At 62.8% G+C, this 19,521-nt stretch carries 20 protein-coding genes; 16 read left to right on the top strand and 4 right to left on the bottom strand.

Translation table 11 applies throughout. The features are described from left to right. Positions 1–18 precede the first annotated feature (18 nt). From PNI01S_RS14640 to PNI01S_RS14680, 9 genes are all read left to right on the top strand, one after another. Positions 19–489 carry a F0F1 ATP synthase subunit B gene (locus PNI01S_RS14640; protein WP_017518842.1) on the top strand — a complete coding sequence of 157 codons (471 nt, stop codon included), beginning with the start codon at positions 19–21 and terminating at the stop codon, positions 487–489. Between the two features lie 12 nt (positions 490–501). Further along, positions 502–1,038 carry a F0F1 ATP synthase subunit delta gene (locus PNI01S_RS14645; RefSeq protein WP_024765001.1) on the top strand — a complete coding sequence of 179 codons (537 nt, stop codon included), beginning with the start codon at positions 502–504 and terminating at the stop codon, positions 1,036–1,038. A gap of 18 nt (positions 1,039–1,056) precedes the next feature. After that, positions 1,057–2,601: a F0F1 ATP synthase subunit alpha gene (gene atpA / locus PNI01S_RS14650; protein WP_017518840.1), complete on the top strand. Its 1,545-nt coding sequence runs from the start codon at positions 1,057–1,059 to the stop codon at positions 2,599–2,601. 52 nt (positions 2,602–2,653) lie between these two features. Then, positions 2,654–3,514 (top strand): F0F1 ATP synthase subunit gamma, encoded by an 861-nt coding sequence (gene atpG, locus PNI01S_RS14655; protein WP_017518839.1) that lies wholly within the window; start codon positions 2,654–2,656, stop codon positions 3,512–3,514. Between the two features lie 30 nt (positions 3,515–3,544). Next, positions 3,545–4,921, top strand: coding sequence for a F0F1 ATP synthase subunit beta (gene atpD / locus PNI01S_RS14660; protein ID WP_017518838.1), 1,377 nt, complete (start codon positions 3,545–3,547; stop codon positions 4,919–4,921). Positions 4,922–5,102: 181 nt separating this feature from the next. Beyond that, positions 5,103–5,528, top strand: coding sequence for a F0F1 ATP synthase subunit epsilon (locus PNI01S_RS14665; protein ID WP_017518837.1), 426 nt, complete (start codon positions 5,103–5,105; stop codon positions 5,526–5,528). 111 nt (positions 5,529–5,639) lie between these two features. Further along, positions 5,640–7,007, top strand: a complete 1,368-nt coding sequence (gene glmU, locus PNI01S_RS14670; protein WP_084358492.1) for a bifunctional UDP-N-acetylglucosamine diphosphorylase/glucosamine-1-phosphate N-acetyltransferase GlmU — start codon at positions 5,640–5,642, stop codon at positions 7,005–7,007. A 109-nt stretch (positions 7,008–7,116) separates the two neighbouring features. After that, positions 7,117–7,704, top strand: coding sequence for a MarC family protein (locus PNI01S_RS14675; protein ID WP_017518835.1), 588 nt, complete (start codon positions 7,117–7,119; stop codon positions 7,702–7,704). Positions 7,705–7,714: 10 nt separating this feature from the next. After that, the gene (locus PNI01S_RS14680; RefSeq protein WP_462442695.1) at positions 7,715–8,509 is read left to right on the top strand and encodes an N-acetylmuramoyl-L-alanine amidase; all 795 of its coding nucleotides are present in this window, start codon (positions 7,715–7,717) and stop codon (positions 8,507–8,509) included. Here PNI01S_RS14680 and PNI01S_RS14685 read toward each other — a convergent pair. Together PNI01S_RS14685 and algB are read right to left on the bottom strand one after the other, a co-directional pair. Further along, positions 8,506–10,293: an ATP-binding protein gene (locus PNI01S_RS14685; protein ID WP_037007236.1), complete on the bottom strand. Its 1,788-nt coding sequence runs from the start codon at positions 10,291–10,293 to the stop codon at positions 8,506–8,508. The two genes, PNI01S_RS14680 and PNI01S_RS14685, sit on opposite strands and share 4 nt — an antisense overlap. 2 nt (positions 10,294–10,295) lie before the next feature. Further along, positions 10,296–11,642 carry a sigma-54-dependent response regulator transcription factor AlgB gene (gene algB, locus PNI01S_RS14690; RefSeq protein WP_024764997.1) on the bottom strand — a complete coding sequence of 449 codons (1,347 nt, stop codon included), beginning with the start codon at positions 11,640–11,642 and terminating at the stop codon, positions 10,296–10,298. Between the two features lie 227 nt (positions 11,643–11,869). Between algB and PNI01S_RS14695 the strand changes: the two genes are divergently transcribed. The 5 genes from PNI01S_RS14695 (at position 11,870) to PNI01S_RS14715 (ending at position 14,634) form a co-directional block, all read left to right on the top strand. Beyond that, entirely contained in the window at positions 11,870–12,724 is an 855-nt protein-coding gene (locus PNI01S_RS14695) for a BON domain-containing protein (protein ID WP_084358493.1), read from the top strand. Between the two features lie 32 nt (positions 12,725–12,756). Continuing rightward, complete coding sequence (locus PNI01S_RS14700) at positions 12,757–13,191, top strand: ferritin-like domain-containing protein (RefSeq protein ID WP_084358494.1); 435 nt, start codon at positions 12,757–12,759, stop codon at positions 13,189–13,191. Positions 13,192–13,469: 278 nt separating this feature from the next. Next, entirely contained in the window at positions 13,470–13,787 is a 318-nt protein-coding gene (locus tag PNI01S_RS14705) for a hypothetical protein (RefSeq protein ID WP_084358495.1), read from the top strand. 174 nt (positions 13,788–13,961) lie between these two features. After that, complete coding sequence (locus PNI01S_RS14710; protein ID WP_017518828.1) at positions 13,962–14,123, top strand: DUF1328 domain-containing protein; 162 nt, start codon at positions 13,962–13,964, stop codon at positions 14,121–14,123. Positions 14,124–14,163: 40 nt separating this feature from the next. Continuing rightward, positions 14,164–14,634, top strand: coding sequence for an inhibitor of vertebrate lysozyme family protein (locus PNI01S_RS14715; protein ID WP_054907599.1), 471 nt, complete (start codon positions 14,164–14,166; stop codon positions 14,632–14,634). A 188-nt stretch (positions 14,635–14,822) separates the two neighbouring features. Here PNI01S_RS14715 and PNI01S_RS14720 read toward each other — a convergent pair whose 3' ends face one another. Beyond that, a complete protein-coding gene (locus PNI01S_RS14720) occupies positions 14,823–15,482 on the bottom strand; it encodes a DUF3313 domain-containing protein (protein ID WP_024764992.1) in 660 nt (219 codons plus the stop codon). Positions 15,483–16,147: 665 nt separating this feature from the next. On the opposite strand from PNI01S_RS14720, the gene gltP reads away from it, so the two are divergent. Together gltP and PNI01S_RS14730 are read left to right on the top strand one after the other, a co-directional pair. Next, positions 16,148–17,497: a glutamate/aspartate:proton symporter GltP gene (gene gltP, locus PNI01S_RS14725; protein ID WP_037010334.1), complete on the top strand. Its 1,350-nt coding sequence runs from the start codon at positions 16,148–16,150 to the stop codon at positions 17,495–17,497. A 108-nt stretch (positions 17,498–17,605) separates the two neighbouring features. After that, positions 17,606–18,835, top strand: a complete 1,230-nt coding sequence (locus tag PNI01S_RS14730) for a nucleoside recognition domain-containing protein (RefSeq protein WP_024764990.1) — start codon at positions 17,606–17,608, stop codon at positions 18,833–18,835. Here PNI01S_RS14730 and PNI01S_RS14735 read toward each other — a convergent pair. Further along, positions 18,817–19,467 (bottom strand): S1C family serine protease, encoded by a 651-nt coding sequence (locus PNI01S_RS14735; RefSeq protein ID WP_231387761.1) that lies wholly within the window; start codon positions 19,465–19,467, stop codon positions 18,817–18,819. The two genes, PNI01S_RS14730 and PNI01S_RS14735, sit on opposite strands and share 19 nt — an antisense overlap. Between the last annotated feature and the right edge of the window lie 54 nt (positions 19,468–19,521).

Genomic DNA, 19,521 nt, shown 5'->3' on the forward strand with positions numbered 1-19,521 from the left:
AACGAGCGAGGTATTGGCGTGAACATTAATGCAACTCTGATCGGCCAGGCCATCGCGTTCGCCATCTTCGTCCTGTTCTGCATGAAGTTCGTGTGGCCTCCGGTCATTGCGGCTCTGCACGAGCGTCAGAAGAAGATCGCCGACGGCCTGGACGCTGCCAACCGCGCGGCTCGTGACCTGGAACTGGCCCACGAGAAAGCGGGTCAGCAACTGCGCGAAGCCAAGGCTCAGGCAGCCGAAATCATCGAGCAGGCGAAGAAGAGCGCTAACCAGATCGTTGACGAAGCCCGTGATCAGGCCCGTGCCGAAGGTGATCGCATGATCGCCCAGGCCAAAGCCCAGATCGAACAGGAACTCAACAGCGTCAAAGACGCCCTGCGTGCCCAAGTGGGTGCCCTGGCTGTCTCCGGCGCCGAGAAGATCCTGGGTGCTTCGATCGATGCCAACGCGCAAAAGCAGCTGGTTGATCAACTGGCCGCCGAGATCTAAGCAGAGGGCGATATGGCAGAACTGACCACATTGGCTCGTCCTTACGCGAAGGCGGCTTTCGAGTACGCCCAGGCTCATCAGCAATTGGCCGATTGGTCTGCTGCTCTGGGTGTGCTGGCTGCAGTGTCGCAGGACGACACCGTGCGCCAGCTGCTCAAGGAGCCTCAGCTGACCGCAGCCGCCAAGGCTGACGCGCTGATCGACGTGTGTGGCGACAAGCTCAATGCTCCGGCCCAGAACTTCGTCCGGACTGTGGCTGAAAACAAGCGGCTCGACCTGCTGCCGACCATCTTCGTGATGTTCGAGCAACTCAAGGCCGAGCAGGAAAAATTGGTCGAGGTCGAGGTCACCAGTGCCTTCGCCCTGGACCAGCAACAGCAGGACAAACTCGCCAAGGCTCTCAGCGCCCGGCTCAGTCGCGAAGTGCGACTTCATGCGTCGGAAGACGCGAGCCTGATCGGCGGCGTGGTTATTCGCGCCGGCGACTTGGTAATCGATGGCTCGGTGCGCGGCAAAATCGCGAAACTGGCCGAAGCGTTGAAATCTTGAGTTTGAAGGGGCAGCGGCATGCAGCAACTCAATCCTTCCGAAATTAGTGAAATCATCAAGGGGCGCATCGAGAAACTCGACGTCGCCTCGCAAGCGCGCAACGAAGGCACCATCGTCAGTGTTTCCGATGGCATCGTGCGCATCTTCGGTCTGGCCGACGTCATGTACGGCGAGATGATCGAATTCCCGGGCGGCGTCTACGGTATGGCGCTGAACCTGGAGCAAGACTCCGTCGGTGCTGTGGTACTGGGTGAATACCAGGACCTCAAAGAAGGCATGAACGCCAAGTGCACCGGCCGCATCCTGGAAGTCCCGGTTGGTCCGGAACTGCTGGGTCGCGTTGTCGACGCCCTGGGTAACCCGATCGATGGCAAAGGCCCGATCGATGCCAAACTGACCGACGCTGTCGAGAAAGTGGCACCGGGCGTGATCTGGCGTAAGTCGGTAGACCAGCCGGTTCAGACCGGTTACAAGTCGGTCGACGCCATGATCCCGGTTGGCCGTGGCCAGCGCGAGCTGATCATCGGTGACCGTCAGATCGGTAAAACCGCTCTGGCCATCGACGCCATCATCAACCAGAAGAACAGCGGCATCCGCTGCGTCTACGTTGCCATCGGTCAGAAGCAATCGACCATCGCCAACGTCGTTCGCAAGCTGGAAGAAAACGGCGCCCTGGCCAACACCATCGTGGTGGTTGCCAGCGCTTCCGAATCCGCCGCTCTGCAATACCTGGCTCCGTACTCCGGCTGCACCATGGGCGAGTACTTCCGTGACCGCGGCGAAGACGCTCTGATCGTTTATGACGATCTGTCCAAGCAAGCTGTTGCCTACCGCCAGATCTCCCTGCTGCTGCGCCGTCCGCCGGGCCGCGAAGCTTACCCGGGCGACGTGTTCTATCTCCACAGCCGTCTGCTGGAGCGCGCTTCCCGCGTTTCCGAAGAGTACGTAGAGAAGTTCACCAACGGCGAAGTGAAAGGCAAGACCGGTTCCCTGACCGCCCTGCCGATCATCGAGACCCAGGCCGGCGACGTTTCCGCGTTCGTTCCGACCAACGTGATCTCGATCACCGACGGCCAGATCTTCCTGGAATCCGCCATGTTCAACTCGGGTATCCGTCCGGCCGTCAACGCCGGTATCTCGGTATCCCGTGTCGGTGGCGCGGCCCAGACCAAGATCATCAAGAAGCTGTCCGGTGGCATTCGTACCGCCCTGGCCCAGTACCGTGAACTGGCGGCCTTCGCCCAGTTCGCCTCGGACCTGGACGACGCGACCCGCAAGCAGCTGGAACATGGTCAGCGCGTTACCGAGCTGATGAAGCAGAAGCAGTACGCGCCGATGTCCATCGCCGAGATGTCGCTGTCCCTGTATGCCGCCGAGCGTGGCTTCCTGCAGGACGTCGAGATCGCCAAGGTGGGCGCCTTCGAACAAGCGCTGATCGCCTACTTCCAACGTGAGAACGCCGCTCTGCTGGCGAAGATCAACGAGAAGGGTGACTTCAACGACGAAATCGACGCAGGCATCAAGGCCGGCATCGAGAAGTTCAAGGCCACCCAAACCTGGTAAGCCGCAGCGGGGGTCGGTGACGGCCCCCGCCTGCTAAACCGATAGGTGTGAAATGGCAGGCGCAAAAGAGATTCGCAGCAAGATTGCGAGCATCAAAAGCACGCAAAAAATCACCAATGCCATGGAAAAGGTGGCGGTGAGCAAGATGCGCAAGGCACAAATGCGCATGGCGGCCGGCCGTCCCTACGCGGAGCGCATTCGCCAGGTGATCGGCCATCTGGCCAACGCCAACCCGGAATACCGTCACCCGTTCATGGTCGAGCGTGAAGTAAAACGCGTCGGCTACATCGTGGTGAGCTCCGACCGTGGCCTGGCTGGCGGCCTGAACATCAACCTGTTCAAGGCGCTCGTCAAGGACATGAGCGGGCAGCGCGATCGTGGCGCGGAGATTGATCTCTGCGTGATCGGCTCCAAGGGTGCATCCTTCTTCAAGAGCTATGGCGGCAACGTGGTTGCAGCTATCAGCCACCTGGGCGAAGAGCCGTCGATCAATGATCTGATCGGCAGCGTCAAGGTCATGCTGGATGCCTACCTGGAAGGTCGTATCGATCGCCTGTACGTGGTTTCCAACAAGTTCGTCAACACCATGACCCAGAAGCCGACCGTGGAACAGCTGATTCCGCTGGTGGCCGAGGACAATGCCGAGCTGAAGCACCACTGGGACTACCTCTACGAACCCGACGCCAAGGCCCTCCTCGACGGCCTGCTGGTGCGCTACGTGGAATCCCAGGTGTACCAGGCCGTGGTTGAGAACAACGCCTGTGAGCAGGCGGCCCGGATGATTGCAATGAAGAACGCTACCGACAACGCCGGTGATCTGATCAGTGGTCTGCAACTGATCTACAACAAGGCACGTCAGGCGGCGATCACCCAGGAAATCTCGGAAATCGTCGGCGGCGCTGCCGCGGTGTAAGAACAGGTTCAAAATTCAGAGGAACCAGACATGAGTAGCGGACGTATCGTTCAAATCATCGGCGCCGTGATCGACGTGGAATTCCCGCGCGATGCCGTGCCGAGCATCTACGAGGCCCTGAAAGTTCAGGGCGTCGAAACCACCCTGGAAGTCCAGCAGCAGCTGGGCGACGGCGTGGTTCGTTCCATTGCGATGGGTTCCACCGAAGGCCTCAAGCGTGGCCTGAACGTGGAAAGCACCGGCGCAGCCATCTCCGTCCCGGTCGGCACCAAGACCCTGGGTCGTATCATGGACGTGCTGGGCAACCCGATCGACGAAGCGGGCCCGATCGGCGAAGAAGAGCGCTGGGGTATTCACCGCGACGCTCCGTCCTACGCTGACCAGGCTGGCGGCAACGACCTGCTGGAAACCGGCATCAAGGTTATCGACCTGGTCTGCCCGTTCGCCAAGGGCGGTAAAGTCGGTCTGTTCGGTGGTGCCGGTGTCGGCAAGACCGTCAACATGATGGAACTGATCCGTAACATCGCCATGGAGCACAGCGGTTACTCTGTGTTCGCTGGTGTGGGCGAGCGTACTCGTGAGGGTAACGACTTCTACCACGAGATGAAGGATTCCGGCGTACTGGACAAGGTAGCCCTGGTTTACGGCCAGATGAACGAGCCGCCGGGCAACCGTCTGCGCGTTGCGCTGACCGGCCTGACCATGGCCGAGAAGTTCCGTGACGAAGGCCGTGACGTACTGCTGTTCATCGACAACATCTACCGTTACACCCTCGCCGGTACCGAAGTATCCGCACTGCTGGGCCGTATGCCTTCGGCAGTAGGTTACCAGCCGACCCTGGCCGAAGAGATGGGCGTTCTGCAAGAGCGCATCACCTCCACCAAGAAAGGCTCGATCACCTCGATCCAGGCCGTTTACGTTCCCGCGGACGACCTGACCGACCCGAGCCCGGCGACCACCTTCGCCCACTTGGACGCCACTGTCGTACTGTCCCGTGACATCGCCTCGCTGGGTATCTACCCGGCCGTGGATCCGCTGGACTCGACTTCCCGTCAGCTGGACCCGCTGGTCATCGGCCAGGATCACTACGACACCGCTCGTGGCGTGCAGTACGTTCTGCAGCGCTACAAGGAGCTGAAGGACATCATCGCGATCCTCGGCATGGACGAACTGTCCGAAGCCGACAAGCTGCTGGTGGCCCGTGCTCGTAAGATCCAGCGCTTCCTGTCCCAGCCGTTCTTCGTGGCTGAAGTATTCACCGGCTCGCCGGGCAAATACGTCTCCCTGAAGGACACCATCGCTGGCTTCAAAGGCATCCTCAACGGCGACTACGATCACCTGCCCGAGCAGGCGTTCTACATGGTCGGCGGCATCGAAGAAGCCATCGAGAAAGCGAAGAAGCTGTAATCCGTGCGCCCGGCAACGGGCGCCCAGGCCGTCGAGGAGCGTTGCGAGCGACGGTCAGGCAAGGCGGAATTGATCGAAGAAGCGCAGTTTACGTTGGTAAACGAGCATTCTGAGATCGATTCCAACGCCGCCTGGCCTAGCGCAGTAGCGCATCGACAGCCTAATTACGTGAGGCAAGGGTATGGCTATTACAGTCCACTGCGACATCGTCAGCGCCGAAGCGGAGATCTTCTCCGGTCTGGTCGAGCTGGTCGTAGCGCACGGCTCCCTGGGCGATCTGGGTATCGCTCCGGGCCACGCGCCGCTGATCACCGAGCTCAAGCCGGGTCCGATCCGCCTGGTGAAGCAGGGTGGCGAGCAGGAGGTGTACTACATCTCCGGCGGCTTCCTCGAAGTACAGCCGAACATGGTCAAGGTTCTCGCCGACACCGTGATTCGCGCAGGCGACCTCGACGAAGCGGCTGCCCAGACCGCACTGAAGGAAGCTGAGAAGGCTCTGCAAGGCAAAGGTGCAGAGTTCGACTACAGCTCCGCCGCAGCCCGCCTGGCCGAAGCCGCAGCGCAACTGCGCACGGTCCAGCAGGTTCGCAAGAAGTACGGCGGCTAAGCCGCGAAGTCCTCAGGGACTTCAGCGTCAAATGGGAAAAGGGTAGCCTTGGCTACCCTTTTTCTTTTTCCACTCGCGGATAATCCCGCTCACCAGGACGGTCTCCCACCCATGTCTCTCGAAATCGTCATTCTTGCTGCCGGCCAGGGCACCCGCATGCGCTCGGCACTGCCGAAAGTCCTGCATCCGGTCGCTGGCAAACCGATGCTTGCCCACGTGATCGATACCGCCCGAGGCCTTGGCCCGTCGCGCATCCATGTGGTGATTGGCCATGGCGCCGACCTGGTGCGTGAGCGCCTGCAGGCGGATGACCTGAATTTCGTTATCCAGGAACAGCAGCTGGGTACCGGCCATGCTGTGGCGCAGGCAGCCCCGTTCCTGAGTGCAGACAATGTGCTGATCCTCTACGGCGATGTGCCGCTGATCGAGCAACCGACCCTGGAACGCCTGATGGCCCAGGCCACGCCGGAACAGCTGGCGCTGCTGACGGTCGCGCTGGACGATCCGACTGGCTACGGCCGCATCATCCGCGGCGCCGATGGCGAAGTTCGGGCGATCGTCGAGCAGAAGGACGCTACCCCCGAGCAGCGTGCCATCCGCGAAGGCAACACCGGCATCCTCGCTGCGCCCCGTGAGCGCCTGCTGGGCTGGCTGTCGCGGTTGTCCAACTCCAACGCCCAGGGCGAGTACTACCTCACCGACGTCATCGCCATGGCGGTGGGGGACGGCCTGCGCGTGGCCACTGCCCAGCCGCAGGTGGCGATGGAAACCCAGGGCGCCAATGACCGCCTGCAGCTTTCCGAGCTGGAGCGCTTCTTCCAGCAGCGCGCGGCGCGCCGCCTGATGGCTCAAGGCGTGACCCTGATCGACCCGGCGCGTTTCGACGTTCGTGGCGAAGTCAGCGTCGGCCGCGACGTCAGCATCGACATCAACGTGATTCTCGAAGGCCAGGTGGAGATCGAGGACGACGTGCAGATCGGCCCGAACTGCTACATCAAGGACAGCACGCTGCGTCGCGGTGCGATCATCAAGGCCAATTCGCACCTGGAAGGCGCCCATGTCGGCCCCGACAGCGATGTCGGCCCGTTTGCCCGACTGCGTCCGGGCAGCGTGCTGGAGCGCAAGGTGCATGTGGGTAACTTCGTCGAGCTGAAGAATGCACACCTGCAGGATGGCGTGAAGGTCGGCCACCTGACCTACCTGGGCGACAGCGAAGTCGGTGCGCGCTCCAACATCGGTGCCGGCACCATCACCTGCAACTACGATGGCGCCAACAAGTGGCGCACTAGCATTGGCGAGGACGTTTTCATCGGCTCCAACAATTCGCTGGTGGCGCCTGTGGATATCGGCACCGGGGCCACGACTGGCGCGGGTTCCACCATTACCGCCGAAGTCCCGGCCGGCACCCTGGGCGTCGGTCGCGCCAAGCAGCGGGTGATCGAAGGCTGGAAGCGCCCGGAAAAGATCAAGAAATCCTGATTCACAACGCATCGCCCTGTGGGTAAGTCGTTATCCACAGGGCGATTTTTTCTGTTATTCACAAAGCCTTGCTGTGCAGTGGCTCGTTCTTGCTGGAGTTTTCCCGGTCATGCTCGGCGTCGCCATCCTGATCTTTCTGATCACCGATCCATTCGGCAATATCGCGGTGTTCCTCGCCGCCCTCAAATCCGTACCGGCTGAACGCCGTCTGAAGGTAGCGTTGCGTGAACTGCTCTTCGCGCTGGGCCTGCTGCTGCTGTTCCTCACCCTGGGCGAGCACATCCTCACCGGACTCGGCTTGTCCAAGGAAGCCACCGGTATCGCTGGCGGCATAATCCTGTTCGTGGTCGCCATGCGCCTGATCTTTCCCACGCCCCAGGGCGTGCTGGGCGACATGCCGGACAACGAGCCGCTGTTCGTGCCGCTGGCTACCCCGGCGGTGGCGGGGCCGTCAGCGCTGGCGATGCTGATCACCCTGCGCAGCACCTACACTGGTCCCTTGTGGGAGCTGTATCTGGCGGTGATCCTGGCCTGGGCCGCGACCGCCTTCATCCTGATGCAGGCGGCATTCCTCCAGCGCTTCCTCGGCCCGCGCGGGCTGATGGCGGTGGAGCGTCTGGCCGGCATGCTGCTGATCATGCTCAGCGTCAACATGCTTCTGCAGAACGTGCGCAGCTTCCTGCACATCGCCGCCTGATGCTGTCCCCTTGAGAACTGCCATGACCCTGCGTGTCCTGACCTTCGTGCTTCTCACCACACTGCTCGCCGGCTGTGCCGACAAGGGGCTGCAGATCGATCGCGAGCACGTGTCGAAGAACCAGGACAGCCGCATCCAGTACGTCATCGTCCACTACACCTCGGCCGACCTGCCGCGTTCGCTGGCGCTGTTGACCCACGGCGAGGTGAGTGCGCACTACCTGATCGGCGACAACCCGGCGACCATCTACCAGTTGGTGGACGAAAACCGTCGCGCCTGGCACGCCGGCGCCAGCGAATGGCAGGGCCGGACCTGGCTGAATTCCACGTCCATCGGCATCGAACTGGTGAACCCCGGCTACCGCGACACCCCCAGCGGCAAGATCTGGTATCCCTATCCGGATGCTCAGATCGACGCATTGATCGCCTTGCTCAAGGACATCACCAAGCGCCAGGGCATCACCCCGGAACACATCCTCGGGCACAGCGACATCGCCCCGCAGCGCAAGGTCGACCCGGGCCCGCTGTTTCCCTGGAAGAAGCTGGCCGACGCGGGCCTGATTCCCTGGCCGAAGCCGGGCGAGCTGTCGCGCCGGCTGGCCGAGCTGAATGGGCAATTGCCGGCACCGGTCTGGTTCCAGCAGCAGCTGGCACGCCACGGTTACGCGGTGCCGCTCGGTGGTGTGATGGATGAGGAAACCCGCAATGTGATCGCGGCGTTCCAGATGCGTTTCCGCCCGGCGCGCTTCGACGGCGAACCGGATCTGGAAACCGCCGCGCTGCTGCTGGCCGTACCGACGTCTTAAACCGGCAACAGCAGGTAGAAGCGCGAGCCCTTGCCCTGTTGCGAGCGCAGGGCAATGCGTCCACCGTGCAATTGCACGATTTCCCGGCACAGGGCCAGGCCGAGTCCGACGCCGCCTTTCTTGCGACCCACCTGCACGAAAGGCTCGAAGATACGTCCCTGCTGGCTGAGCGGTATGCCGTCGCCGCTATCTTCCACGGCAATCGCCACGCGCTCGTCCTGGCAACGCGCCTGCAGGCGGATAGTGCCGCCCTCGGGAGTGTGGCGCAGGGCATTGCCGATCAGGTTGTCCAGCACCCGTTCGATCTGCGTGCGGTCGATGTTGATGGGCGGCAGTCCCTCGGCGATCTCCAGGTCCAACTCGATGTGCTTCTCCGCTGCGGGCCCGATGAAGCGGTGGTTCGCCTGACGAAGCAGGTCGGCAACGTCGCAGGGCTGCAACTCCAGCTTCTGAGTGCCGCTCTGGTAGCGGGAGAAGTTCAGCAGATCGTTGATCAGCCGCACCAGACGATGCATTTCCTCGTCCACCGTACGCACCAGGTCTCGCTCGCGGGATTCCGCGGGGAATTTCAGGCGCTCGGCGAGCAGGCCGAAGGCCATGTGCATGCCGGTCATGGGGGTGCGCAGTTCGTGTGAGGCTCGCAGCACGAAGTCGTTGCGCACGCGCTCGAAGGCGCGCTGCTCGGTGACATCGCGCACCACCATCACCGCGCCGATGTTGCGGCCGTCGTCATGGCTGACCGGCGAAATGCCCCAGGTCAGCAGCCGGCTTTCGCCACTCACTTCCACCACCAGGTCCTGCGGGGTCTCCTCCAGCAGGTTGCCACTTAGCACGCGCTGCACTGCCTGGGTCAGCGCCGGGTTGTTCAGCATCGTGCCGAGGTCCTGGCCCTGGGGATCGCCATGGGAGAACAACTGGCGCGTGGCGACCGGATTGGCGTGCTCGATGCGGCCATGCCGATCAAGGATCACCAGGCCATCATCGATGCTGTCCAGCACTGCCAGCAGGCGCTTGCGCCCTGAGCCCAGGGCTTCGGTGTTGCTCGCCCGATAGAGGCGCAGCGCTTCGGCCATCAGGCCGAAGCGGCGGCTCAGGGAAGACATCTCGGCGACGCCGGAGACCGGCAAGGTCACGTCGAAATCCCCCTGGCCTATCTTGTCCGCCGCCTTGGCCAGCGTCTCGATCGGGGCGCCGAAGCGCCGGGCGATGCTATGGGCGGTGATAAAGCCGACGACCAGGATGGCGATGCCGATCAGCCCGAGCAGGCCGCTGATCAGCAAGGTTCGGTCACGGGCCGAGCGTTCGTCGTTGCTGATGTTTTCCATCGCCACCTGGTGCAGCGCCAGCAAACGGTTGCGCAGGACGTCCAGGGTGCGGCTGAGGTCGCTGTCTTCCAGCAGTTCCGGGCGCCCCGGTCCAGGCGTATCGGTCGCCTCGACGAACAGTCGGTGGGCGTCGGCGATCTCCGTCATGGCCAGGCGTTCGCCGCTGTTGCGCGCGAGCGCGCGGCCACGCTCGAGCGCCTGGGAGAAATGCGTGCGGGCCAGTTCCAGATGTTCAGCGCTCGGTCGCGCGCTGAGAACCTGCACCAGTTCATCGCCCAGCGCCTGGCGCAGGCGCTGACTGACCTCGATGGCTTCGAAGTTGCGCTGGATCAGTTGGGCCTGCTGACGGCCGGTCAGCACCACGCTGAACAGGCCCAGCAGCAGGCCCAGCAGGGCTACCGTGATGAGTGCGGAGATGCTGAGAAACAGTCTCGTGCGCAGCGTCATCGGGATAGGCAGGTTCACAGGCTGTACTGCTTGCGCTTGCGATAGAGGGTGGAAGCGTCGATCCCCAGAGTCTTGGCCGCCTGGTCAAGGGTAGCGCTGGAGGCCATCACGGCGGCGATGTGGGCTTTCTCCAGTTCCTCCAGGCTCATTGCCTCGCCGATGCGCGGTGCGGAGTTGGAAGTCTGTTCCCCGATGGCGAGCTGTTCCACGCCAATGAGATCAAGATTGCAGATGATGCTCGCCCGTTCAATTACGTTGCGCAGCTCTCGCACATTCCCCGGCCAGGCGTAGCGGCGCAGCAGCGCGCGGGCCTCGTCGGTGAAGCCGCGGGCAGGGCGGCCGTAGTCCTTCACGAAGCGCGCCAGGAAGCGTTCGGCCAGGCCGATGATGTCCTCGGCGCGTTCGCGCAGCGGCGGCAGGTTCAGCACGATGACGTTCAGACGGTAGAGCAGGTCTTCGCGGAACGCGCCCTGGGCGACCATGCCGGCCAGATCCCGGTTGGTGGCGGCGAGGATGCGCACATCGGCGTTGCGGGTCACCGGGTCACCGACGCGCTCATACTCCTTGTCCTGGATGAATCGCAGTAACTTGGGCTGCAAAGTGAGGGGAAAATCGCCGATCTCGTCGAGGAACAGCGTGCCGCCATCTGCTTGGCTGATGCGCCCCAGGGTGTTTTCGGTGGCGCCGGTGAAGGCACCGCGGCTGTGGCCGAACAGCTCGCTTTCCATCAGTTCGGCGGTCAGGGAAGGGCAGTTGATCGTTACGCAGGATTTCTTCGCGCGCTTGCTCCAGTTGTGGATCGCCCGCGCCAATTCGCCCTTGCCCGAGCCGGACTCGCCGAGGATGAGGATATTGGCGTCGGTGGCGGCGACCTGGCGGGCGGTTTCCAGCACAGCGGCCATGGCCGGGCTGTGGGATTCCAGCACGTCGCCCTGTTTGCGCATCTCTCCTTCCAGCGCCTCGATGCGCGCGGTGAGCTGGCGCACTTCCAGTTGCTTGGCGGCGGCCAGGCGCAACTGGTCGGGGCTGCAGGGTTTCACCAGGTAGTCGGCGGCGCCGGCCTGCATGGCGTCCACGGCGGTGTCCACAGCCGAATGCGCGGTGACTATCACCACCCGCATCCAGGGCGCCTGCACCCGCATCTGCGCCAGAACGTCCAGGCCGTTGTCATCGCCCAGACGCAGGTCGAGGAAGCAAAGATCGAATACCTGACGTTGCAGCAGGTTCTCGGCCTGCTGTGCGCTGCTGGCGGTCGCCACGCTATAGCCTTCGTCCTCCAGGCAATAGCGGAACGAGCGCAGGATGGCGGACTCGTCATCGACCAGAAGGATGCGGCCCTGCTGTTCAGGCGTTGCGTCCATTCAGCGTTTTCCTCGTATGAATCGTTGTTGTTAAGTGTGGGATTTTGCTTAGTCCAGGGATTTTCGTGCAAGTTGCAAGAATCTTTCGCTCCCCTCGGGCAGGGTGCACAGTCAGGGGTGCTGTATGAATTACCCAACACATTGAATTAAAAGATTTTTATTCTAATAAACGCACTGGCATGGGGCTTGCGAATCCAATAGCGAAACATCGTTGGACGGAGACCGCCATGCCTAACCCGAAGATCCTTGCCCTGGCCCTGGGTTCCGCGCTGCTCGCCCTGCAGCCTCTCGCCAGCCACGCTGCCGAAGCCGGAATCGCCGCGCAGTTGGCCGAAGCCCGCCAGGAGGGCTCGATCTGGACGGCCATCAATCTCAATCGCGAACTCAAGCCTTACGCCATCAAGGTGGACGTCGAGAACGGACGCGCACAACTGACCGGCGCTGTCGCCAGTGAGGAGCAGAAGGCACTGGCCGGGCAGATTGCCGGCAGTGTCGAAGGTATCAGCGCTGTGGATAACCAACTGGCCGTCGATGCCTCCCTGGCGGATGCGCAGAAAGGCGATGCCGCCAGGGACGATGGCGTTGTGCAGCGCTGGGACGACGCGACCCTCGCTGCCAAGGTGAAATCCAAGCTGTTGCTGGAAAAACGTGCCGACGGCCTGGATATCAAGGTCACCAGTCGCTCCGGCGCCGTCACGCTGGAGGGCACGGCTGCCAGCGAGGACGCCAGCCAGCAGGCTGCTCATCTCGCCGCGCAGACCGAAGGCGTCACCTCTGTGGATAACCGCCTCAAGGTCGACCCGGATGCCGCGTCGACGCAGAAGCTGGAGAAATCCGTCGGCGACGCCCAGGCGGCTGTCAGCGATGCCTGGATAACCAGCCAGATCAAGGCCGGCATCCTCTCAGCCCACGCGCTGGATGGCCTGTCCATCGGTGTGTCCACCCGCGATGGCGTGGTGACCCTCAGTGGCCAGGTACCGAGCGCCGACGAGCGCCAGCAATTGATCGATTCCGCGCGCAAGACCCGCGGTGTGCGTGAGGTGGATGCCACCGCGCTGAAGGTGGCCGGCCAGGCCGCCTAACGCTTCCACCCTTCCTTGCAGGAGTAACTCCCATGTCCCGCATGACCAGTCAGCTCAACGAACTTATCGAGATCACCCGCGACGGCCAGCGCTTCTACCAGCACGCCATCCAGGAAGTGAAGGACGCGCGTCTGCAGAGGCTGTTCCAGTCCATGGCGCAGGCCAAGACCGACGTGATCAATGCTCTCGCCGGCAAGGTTGCCGCCAACCATGAGGAGCCCGCCACCGGCGGCACCCTGCTGGGCAAGCTGCGCCAGGTCTACGCCGACACCCGTGCCACCCTGGCGAGCGACGAAGGCGCCACCTACGTCGCCCAGCTGGAGGAAACCGAGGATCGCATCCTCCATGCCTTCGAGGACGCCATGGAGAAAGGCACGCCGGAAACCCAGGCGTTGCTGCGTGCCGAACTGCCCAAGGTGCGGGCCTGCCATGACCAGATGAGCCAGCTCAAGCACTCGCTGAAGTGACGTGGTTCACAGGGCGCAGGGACGCGCCCTGGAAGCGGGGTTGCAAAACGCACGACCAATCCTCCCCCATCGTGCAGGATGCAGCTCAAAGGGACTTTGGTACTAGATTCAAGTTATTGATTTATAAGGTAAAAATAGAAAATTCAAGACTGGCACGCGGCGTGCAATTTCTCTAATAAGCCAGTCAACAAACCACCCGCGGCGGCGAGAGCGAAAAGTCCGATAGAAAACGGACCATAGCTCGAACAAGAAGACCGGAGGCGGGCAGGAGAAACGGGATGAACAGCGCAACGAACAGCCAGGTGCACGTCGCACGAATCGATGTCTGGAGCCGGATCTTCTTCGCCGGTGCCCTTGCGCTGCTGCTGATCAATCAGGTGCAGCTGCAGATGCAGGTCTCCCGCACTCAGGCCGCCAGCGTTGCGGCCGCTTACGTGCCGACCACCTCCAGCACGCCTGGCCTGTACCGCGAAGCTTCGCGTTATCCACAGACAGCGCCGGCTCGCAACCAGCCCCAGGTGCTGCCTGCCCCGCAGGCACAGACCCAGGCGCAGGTGCAGCCGATGGCGCGACCGCAGGGCGGCTGGGTGTTCTGACCGAATTCATGAATCGCCGGCGGGCCGAGGGCCTGCCCGATACGTCCGCAGTGCCCGGAAGCGCCCGGGCGGACAAAGCCTTCCGGAGGCTGCCTTGCGAATACTCCGCGGGCTTTCACTGGAGCAGGCACCTGGAGTGGGTGCCGAACCGACAACGAGAAGAGGAGAGACCCCATGCTTAGCTGGGCACTGACATTCCTGATCATCGCCATCATCGCCGCAGTCCTCGGCTTCGGTGGTATCGCAGGCGCAGCCACCAGTATCGCCAAGATCCTGTTCGTGATTTTCCTGGTGCTGTTCATCGTGTCGTTCTTCATGGGTCGTCGTCGAGGTTGATGCCCACGGACCAGGCTGAAGACGAGCAAGGAGCTTACCGATGAGTTTTACCCGCAGCCTCCTGCTGTCCCTTCTGCTTGCCGGCGCCGGGGCGAATGCCCTGGCCGCCGAGGCGGACAAGGACGCGCAGTACCGCCTCAACGAGCTGATCGCCACCGACGAGCAGTACCGTGAAACCTGGCAATCGGTAGTCAAGGACGAGAGCCGCCTGCCGGACTGGGTGATGAACCTCAGCGGCACCGCCACGCCGATGCAGGCGGTGGACGAGCAGGGCGACAAGTATCTGGTGGGTCAGCTGTGCGAGCAGCACAACTGCGCCGCCGAACGGTTGTACGTGGCCTTCACCTGGGACAAGGACAAGGCCTACGCGCTGTATGTGAAGGTTCCCGAGAACCTGCCGGCGGACAAGTCGCCGAGCAAGCACGCCAGTTTCCGCTGGCTCGGCGAGCCGGACGATTCGGTGAAACGGATCCTCGACGACCAGCTCAAGAGCGATCCCAACTGGTATTGATGCACCGATTTCGAATACCGCGTCGCCATTACGGCGTACGCATGGCCAGGGGGCCGGGACGTTCGGGATGCGCCATGTCTTGAGCGACCTAGGGGTACAGGGAGTACCTCCGCGTCAGCGGGCTGGGTCAGGCAAGGCGTACGGAACCGGGGCGACGCGCTCGCACCGGTTCCGGAGCGCCACACAGGTCAGGGCTTGAAGTTGGCCGCGTCGCGCGCCCAGCCATCGAGCACCGGCTTCAGGTCGTCGAGGGTGAGGTGAGTGCTGGAGTTCTCCAGCGTCTTGCCTGCACCCTTGCGCACCACCTTGGCGACCGGCTTGCTGGTCGCGCCATCCAATGCCTCGAATTCCACGAAAACCTCGGTGTCTTGGTCACGCGTGCCGATGGCGGTGGATGTTGCCGCTACCACCAGAGCGATCGGGATGACTTCATAGGCGTGCAGGCCTTCGTTCGATACGTCCACACCGCTGATCGCGGTGCGCAGCACCAGCGTGTCGCGGTCAGCCTGCTGGACGATGCGGTAGCGGCTGCCCAACTGCAGTTCGACCTGCTTCTTCAGGTAGTCGGGAATTTCGTTGAGGGTTGTCTGATCGAGGTTTTCGTTCGGCTTGGGCGGCGGGTAGTAGACCGGCCGCTCGACCAGCACCGAGCTGTAGTTCGCGAGCTTCAGGTTCGGGTCGACCCAGCGCAGCACCGGCTGGCCACTGGGCGAAGTGGCGGGCTTGAGTTGCGAGTAGTCGCCGAGGAAGCCCGAGTACTGCGAGGCGTCCGGTTTCTGGCTGGAACAACCGGCCAGCGCGAGTGCACCGGCAAAAAGCAGGGTAGGTACTACAGAGCGTCGCGTCATGGAGCGTCCTTATTCAGAGTGTCACCGCGTTGTGTTTTCATCACATCGAACAACCCATTGCTTACCCGGCTGTCGCGGCGGCAGGGTATCCGCGCCCTTGCTCGAAACCGCTCGAACTTCACTGATGTCGGTCAATCCGCACTCCGAAGGATCCGTCCTACAATGCCTCGCCGATCCCCGTCGGCCGAATCGACGGCCCTCCGGCATCCCAATAATGAAGAGCGGAATCCGACACTTATCCACAGTGCCTGCTTTCCCGCCAGCCTCGCAGTCGAAGGGCCCTTTTCCTCGCCCTCGGCCATCCATGACGGTCCCCTGGCGGCGACCGTACATCCGGTAACAAGAACCCGCCCGTGAGCGCGCGCGGACTTCTTATCCGAACAATCCGGGCCATTGATGGCCAATCAGCACCAAGCCTAGACGGCTTTGCAGAGCGCTGCGTGACAGGCATCGAGGAACCTGGATCATGCAGAAAATCAAGGGTCTTACGACCTGAAACCAAGGTTTCAGATGCCTTTTCCTATGCCGATTGTGCATGGGGTAGGCGTTTCCGGCATTAGACGGGAAAGGGGTGGGTCGGAATCATGCGCCCCTTTTTTCGCTGGCCGTCGGCATCCCGATGGTTTGGCGACCCCGACTTCCACAAGAATCAAGGGTGACTCACTATGGGCAAAGCCAAGCTCAGCCTCGCCTGGCAGATCCTCATCGGCCTGGTACTCGGAATTGCATTGGGCGCCGCGCTCAACCATTTCAGCGCGGAAAAGGCCTGGTGGATCAGCAACATCCTCCAGCCGGCGGGCGATATCTTCATCCGCCTGATCAAGATGATCGTTGTTCCGATCGTCATCTCCTCGCTCATCGTCGGCATCGCCGGCATGGGGGATGCTAAGAAGCTCGGGCGGATCGGCCTGAAGACCATCATCTACTTCGAGATCATCACCACGGTCGCCATCGTGGTTGGTCTGCTGCTGGCGAACATCTTCCAGCCCGGCGCCGGCATCGACATGAGCACCCTGGGCACTGTGGATATCTCCCAGTACGCGCAGACCGCCAAGGAAGTCGAACACCACCACGCGTTCATCGAGACCATCCTCAACCTGATCCCGTCGAACATCTTCGCGGCGATGGCCCGTGGCGAAATGCTGCCGATCATCTTCTTCTCGGTGATGTTCGGCCTGGGTCTGTCTTCGCTGCCGGCGCCGACTCGCGAGCCGCTGGTGAAGATGTTCCAGGGCGTGGCCGAGGCCATGTTCCGCGTCACCCACATGATCATGCGCTACGCCCCCATCGGTGTGTTCGCGCTGATCGCCGTGACGGTGGCCAACTTCGGCTTCGCCTCGCTGCTGCCGCTGGCCAAGCTGGTGGTACTGGTGTACTTCGCCATCGCCTTCTTCGCCTTCATGGTGCTGGGCCTGGCCGCACGCCTGTTCGGCTTCTCCATCATCAAGCTGATGCGCATCTTCAAGGACGAGCTGGTCCTGGCCTATTCCACCGCCAGCTCCGAGACCGTGCTGCCGCGCATCATCGAGAAGATGGAAGCCTACGGCGCGCCGAAGGCGGTCAGCAGCTTCGTGGTGCCCACCGGCTACTCGTTCAACCTCGATGGCTCGACCCTGTACCAGAGCATCGCAGCGATCTTCATCGCCCAGCTCTACGGCATCGACCTGTCCATCGGCCAGCAGTTGATGCTGGTGCTGACCCTGATGGTCACCTCCAAGGGCATCGCTGGCGTGCCGGGCGTTTCCTTCGTGGTGCTGCTGGCGACCCTCGGCAGCGTGGGCATTCCGCTGGAAGGCCTGGCCTTTATCGCCGGCGTCGACCGCATCATGGACATGGCGCGCACCGCACTGAACGTGATCGGCAACGCCCTGGCGGTGCTGGTCATCTCCAAGTGGGAAGGCGTGTACGACGCGCAGAAAGGTGCCCGCTACTGGCAGGCCATGCAGAACGGTCGCGTTGAAGCCTTCCTCGAAGGCGAGGGCGCGGATGGCAAGGAAAGCCCCGCCGCTCGCTGACCCGCAAGGGTTATCCACAAGGCCCCGGCAGCGTCCGGGGCCTTGTCGTTTCTGGCGTCGGAGGGGGCCGTGCCGCTATCATCCGGGCCATTCCAAGGGGGACGATTCATGCTCAACGGCCTGTGGCTGAGCTTTTTCATGGTGGCGGCGGTCACCGCGCTTTCCCGCTGGCTGCTGGGGGGCGAAGCCACCGTCTTCGCCGCCATGGTGGAAAGCCTGTTCGCCATGGCCAAGCTGTCGGTGGAAGTCATGGTGTTGCTGTTCGGCACCCTGACCCTTTGGCTCGGCTTCCTGCGCATCGCCGAAAAGGCCGGGCTGGTGGAAAAGCTCGCGGTCGTCCTTGGCCCGCTGTTCCGCCGCCTGATGCCGGAAGTGCCCGCCGGCCACCCGGCCATCGGCCTGATCACCCTGAACTTCGCCGCCAACGGCCTGGGCCTGGACAACGCCGCCACGCCCATCGGCCTGAAAGCCATGAAGGCGCTGCAGGAGCTCAACCCCAGCAGCACCACTGCGAGTAATGCGCAGATCCTCTTCCTGGTGCTCAACGCTTCCTCCCTGACGTTGCTGCCGGTGACCATCTTCATGTACCGCGCCCAGCAGGGCGCGGTGGACCCGACCCTGGTGTTCCTGCCGATCCTCCTGGCCACCAGCGCCTCCAGCCTGGTCGGGTTGCTCAGCGTTGCCGTCATGCAGCGCCTGAGACTGTGGGACCCGGTCGTGCTGGCCTACCTGATTCCCGGCGCGCTGGCGCTGGGTGCCTTCATGGCGCTGCTGGCGGGGCTGTCCGCCACCGCGCTGGCGCAACTGTCCTCGTTGCTGGGCAACCTGACGCTGTTCGGCATCATCATGCTGTTCCTCATCGTCGGCTGGCTGAAAAAGGTGCCGGTGTACGAAACCTTCGTCGAAGGCGCGAAGGAAGGCTTCGACGTTGCCAGGAGCCTGCTGCCGTACCTGGTGGCGATGCTTTGCGCCGTTGGCGTGTTGCGCGCCTCAGGTGCGCTGGAGATGGCACTGGACGGCATTCGCTGGGTGGTCGAGGGCGTGGGCTGGGATACCCGTTTCGTCGATGCACTGCCCACCGCGCTGGTCAAGCCGTTCTCCGGCAGCGCCGCGCGGGCGATGCTGCTGGAGACCATGCAATCCCACGGCGTGGACAGCTTCCCGGCCCTGGTAGCCGCCACCGTGCAGGGCAGCACCGAGACCACCTTCTATGTGCTGGCCGTGTACTTCGGCGCCGTCGGTATCCAGCGTGCCCGCCATGCCGTGGGTTGCGCGCTGCTGGCAGACCTGGCCGGCGTGCTGGCGTCCATCGGCGTGTGCTACTGGTTCTTCGCCTGAAACTGGCGGGCCGCCCCGCGCTTCGTCTGCTCCTGGAACAGCAGCCATTCGCGCTGGATCACCTGGTAGGGCACGAAGACACTGAGCCGCTCCATTCCGGCCAGTTCCGGTCGGTTCGCCGGTGGCGTCCAGCCGGCGTGGAAGCCGATGTTGATCCCGAGCACGCTGCCATCTCCGGCCAGCAGCGGGCCGCCGGACATGCCCTTGGCCATCGCGGCATCGTGCACGCCGTAGCGCTCGGTACTTTGCGATCCGGAGTTGATGAACGGGACCGGCCAGACCCGACCCTGGGAACTCACCGGGATCATCAGCGTGCTGCTGCCGATGGCGGTCACCTGTTCACCTGGGCGGAAATCCCGCCAGTGCGGAACTTCACCCGCAGCCTTGTGAGCGATGAACAGCAGGTCGCAACCGGTGCTGCAGCGGTACGCCTGATTCATCAGAAAAGGAGTGTGGGCGGCGGTTACTGCGTAGTCGGCGTTCCACTGCACCGCGGAAGCAACCAGTAGGCCGGGCAGTGGCGGGCCTGACAGGACCTGGAAGTACCGCTCGGTCAAGCGACTGTCGGTTTCCGGCGATACCCAGCCATTGCATCCTGTCAACGTCAGGATGAGTAGGAAACTCCATTTCATATCATTAGCCTTTTCCGTTTAATTTGTGGGAAAAGTTAATGATTATTGAAAGAA

Source organism: Pseudomonas nitroreducens NBRC 12694 (assembly GCF_002091755.1).
Lineage (GTDB): Bacteria > Pseudomonadota > Gammaproteobacteria > Pseudomonadales > Pseudomonadaceae > Pseudomonas > Pseudomonas nitroreducens.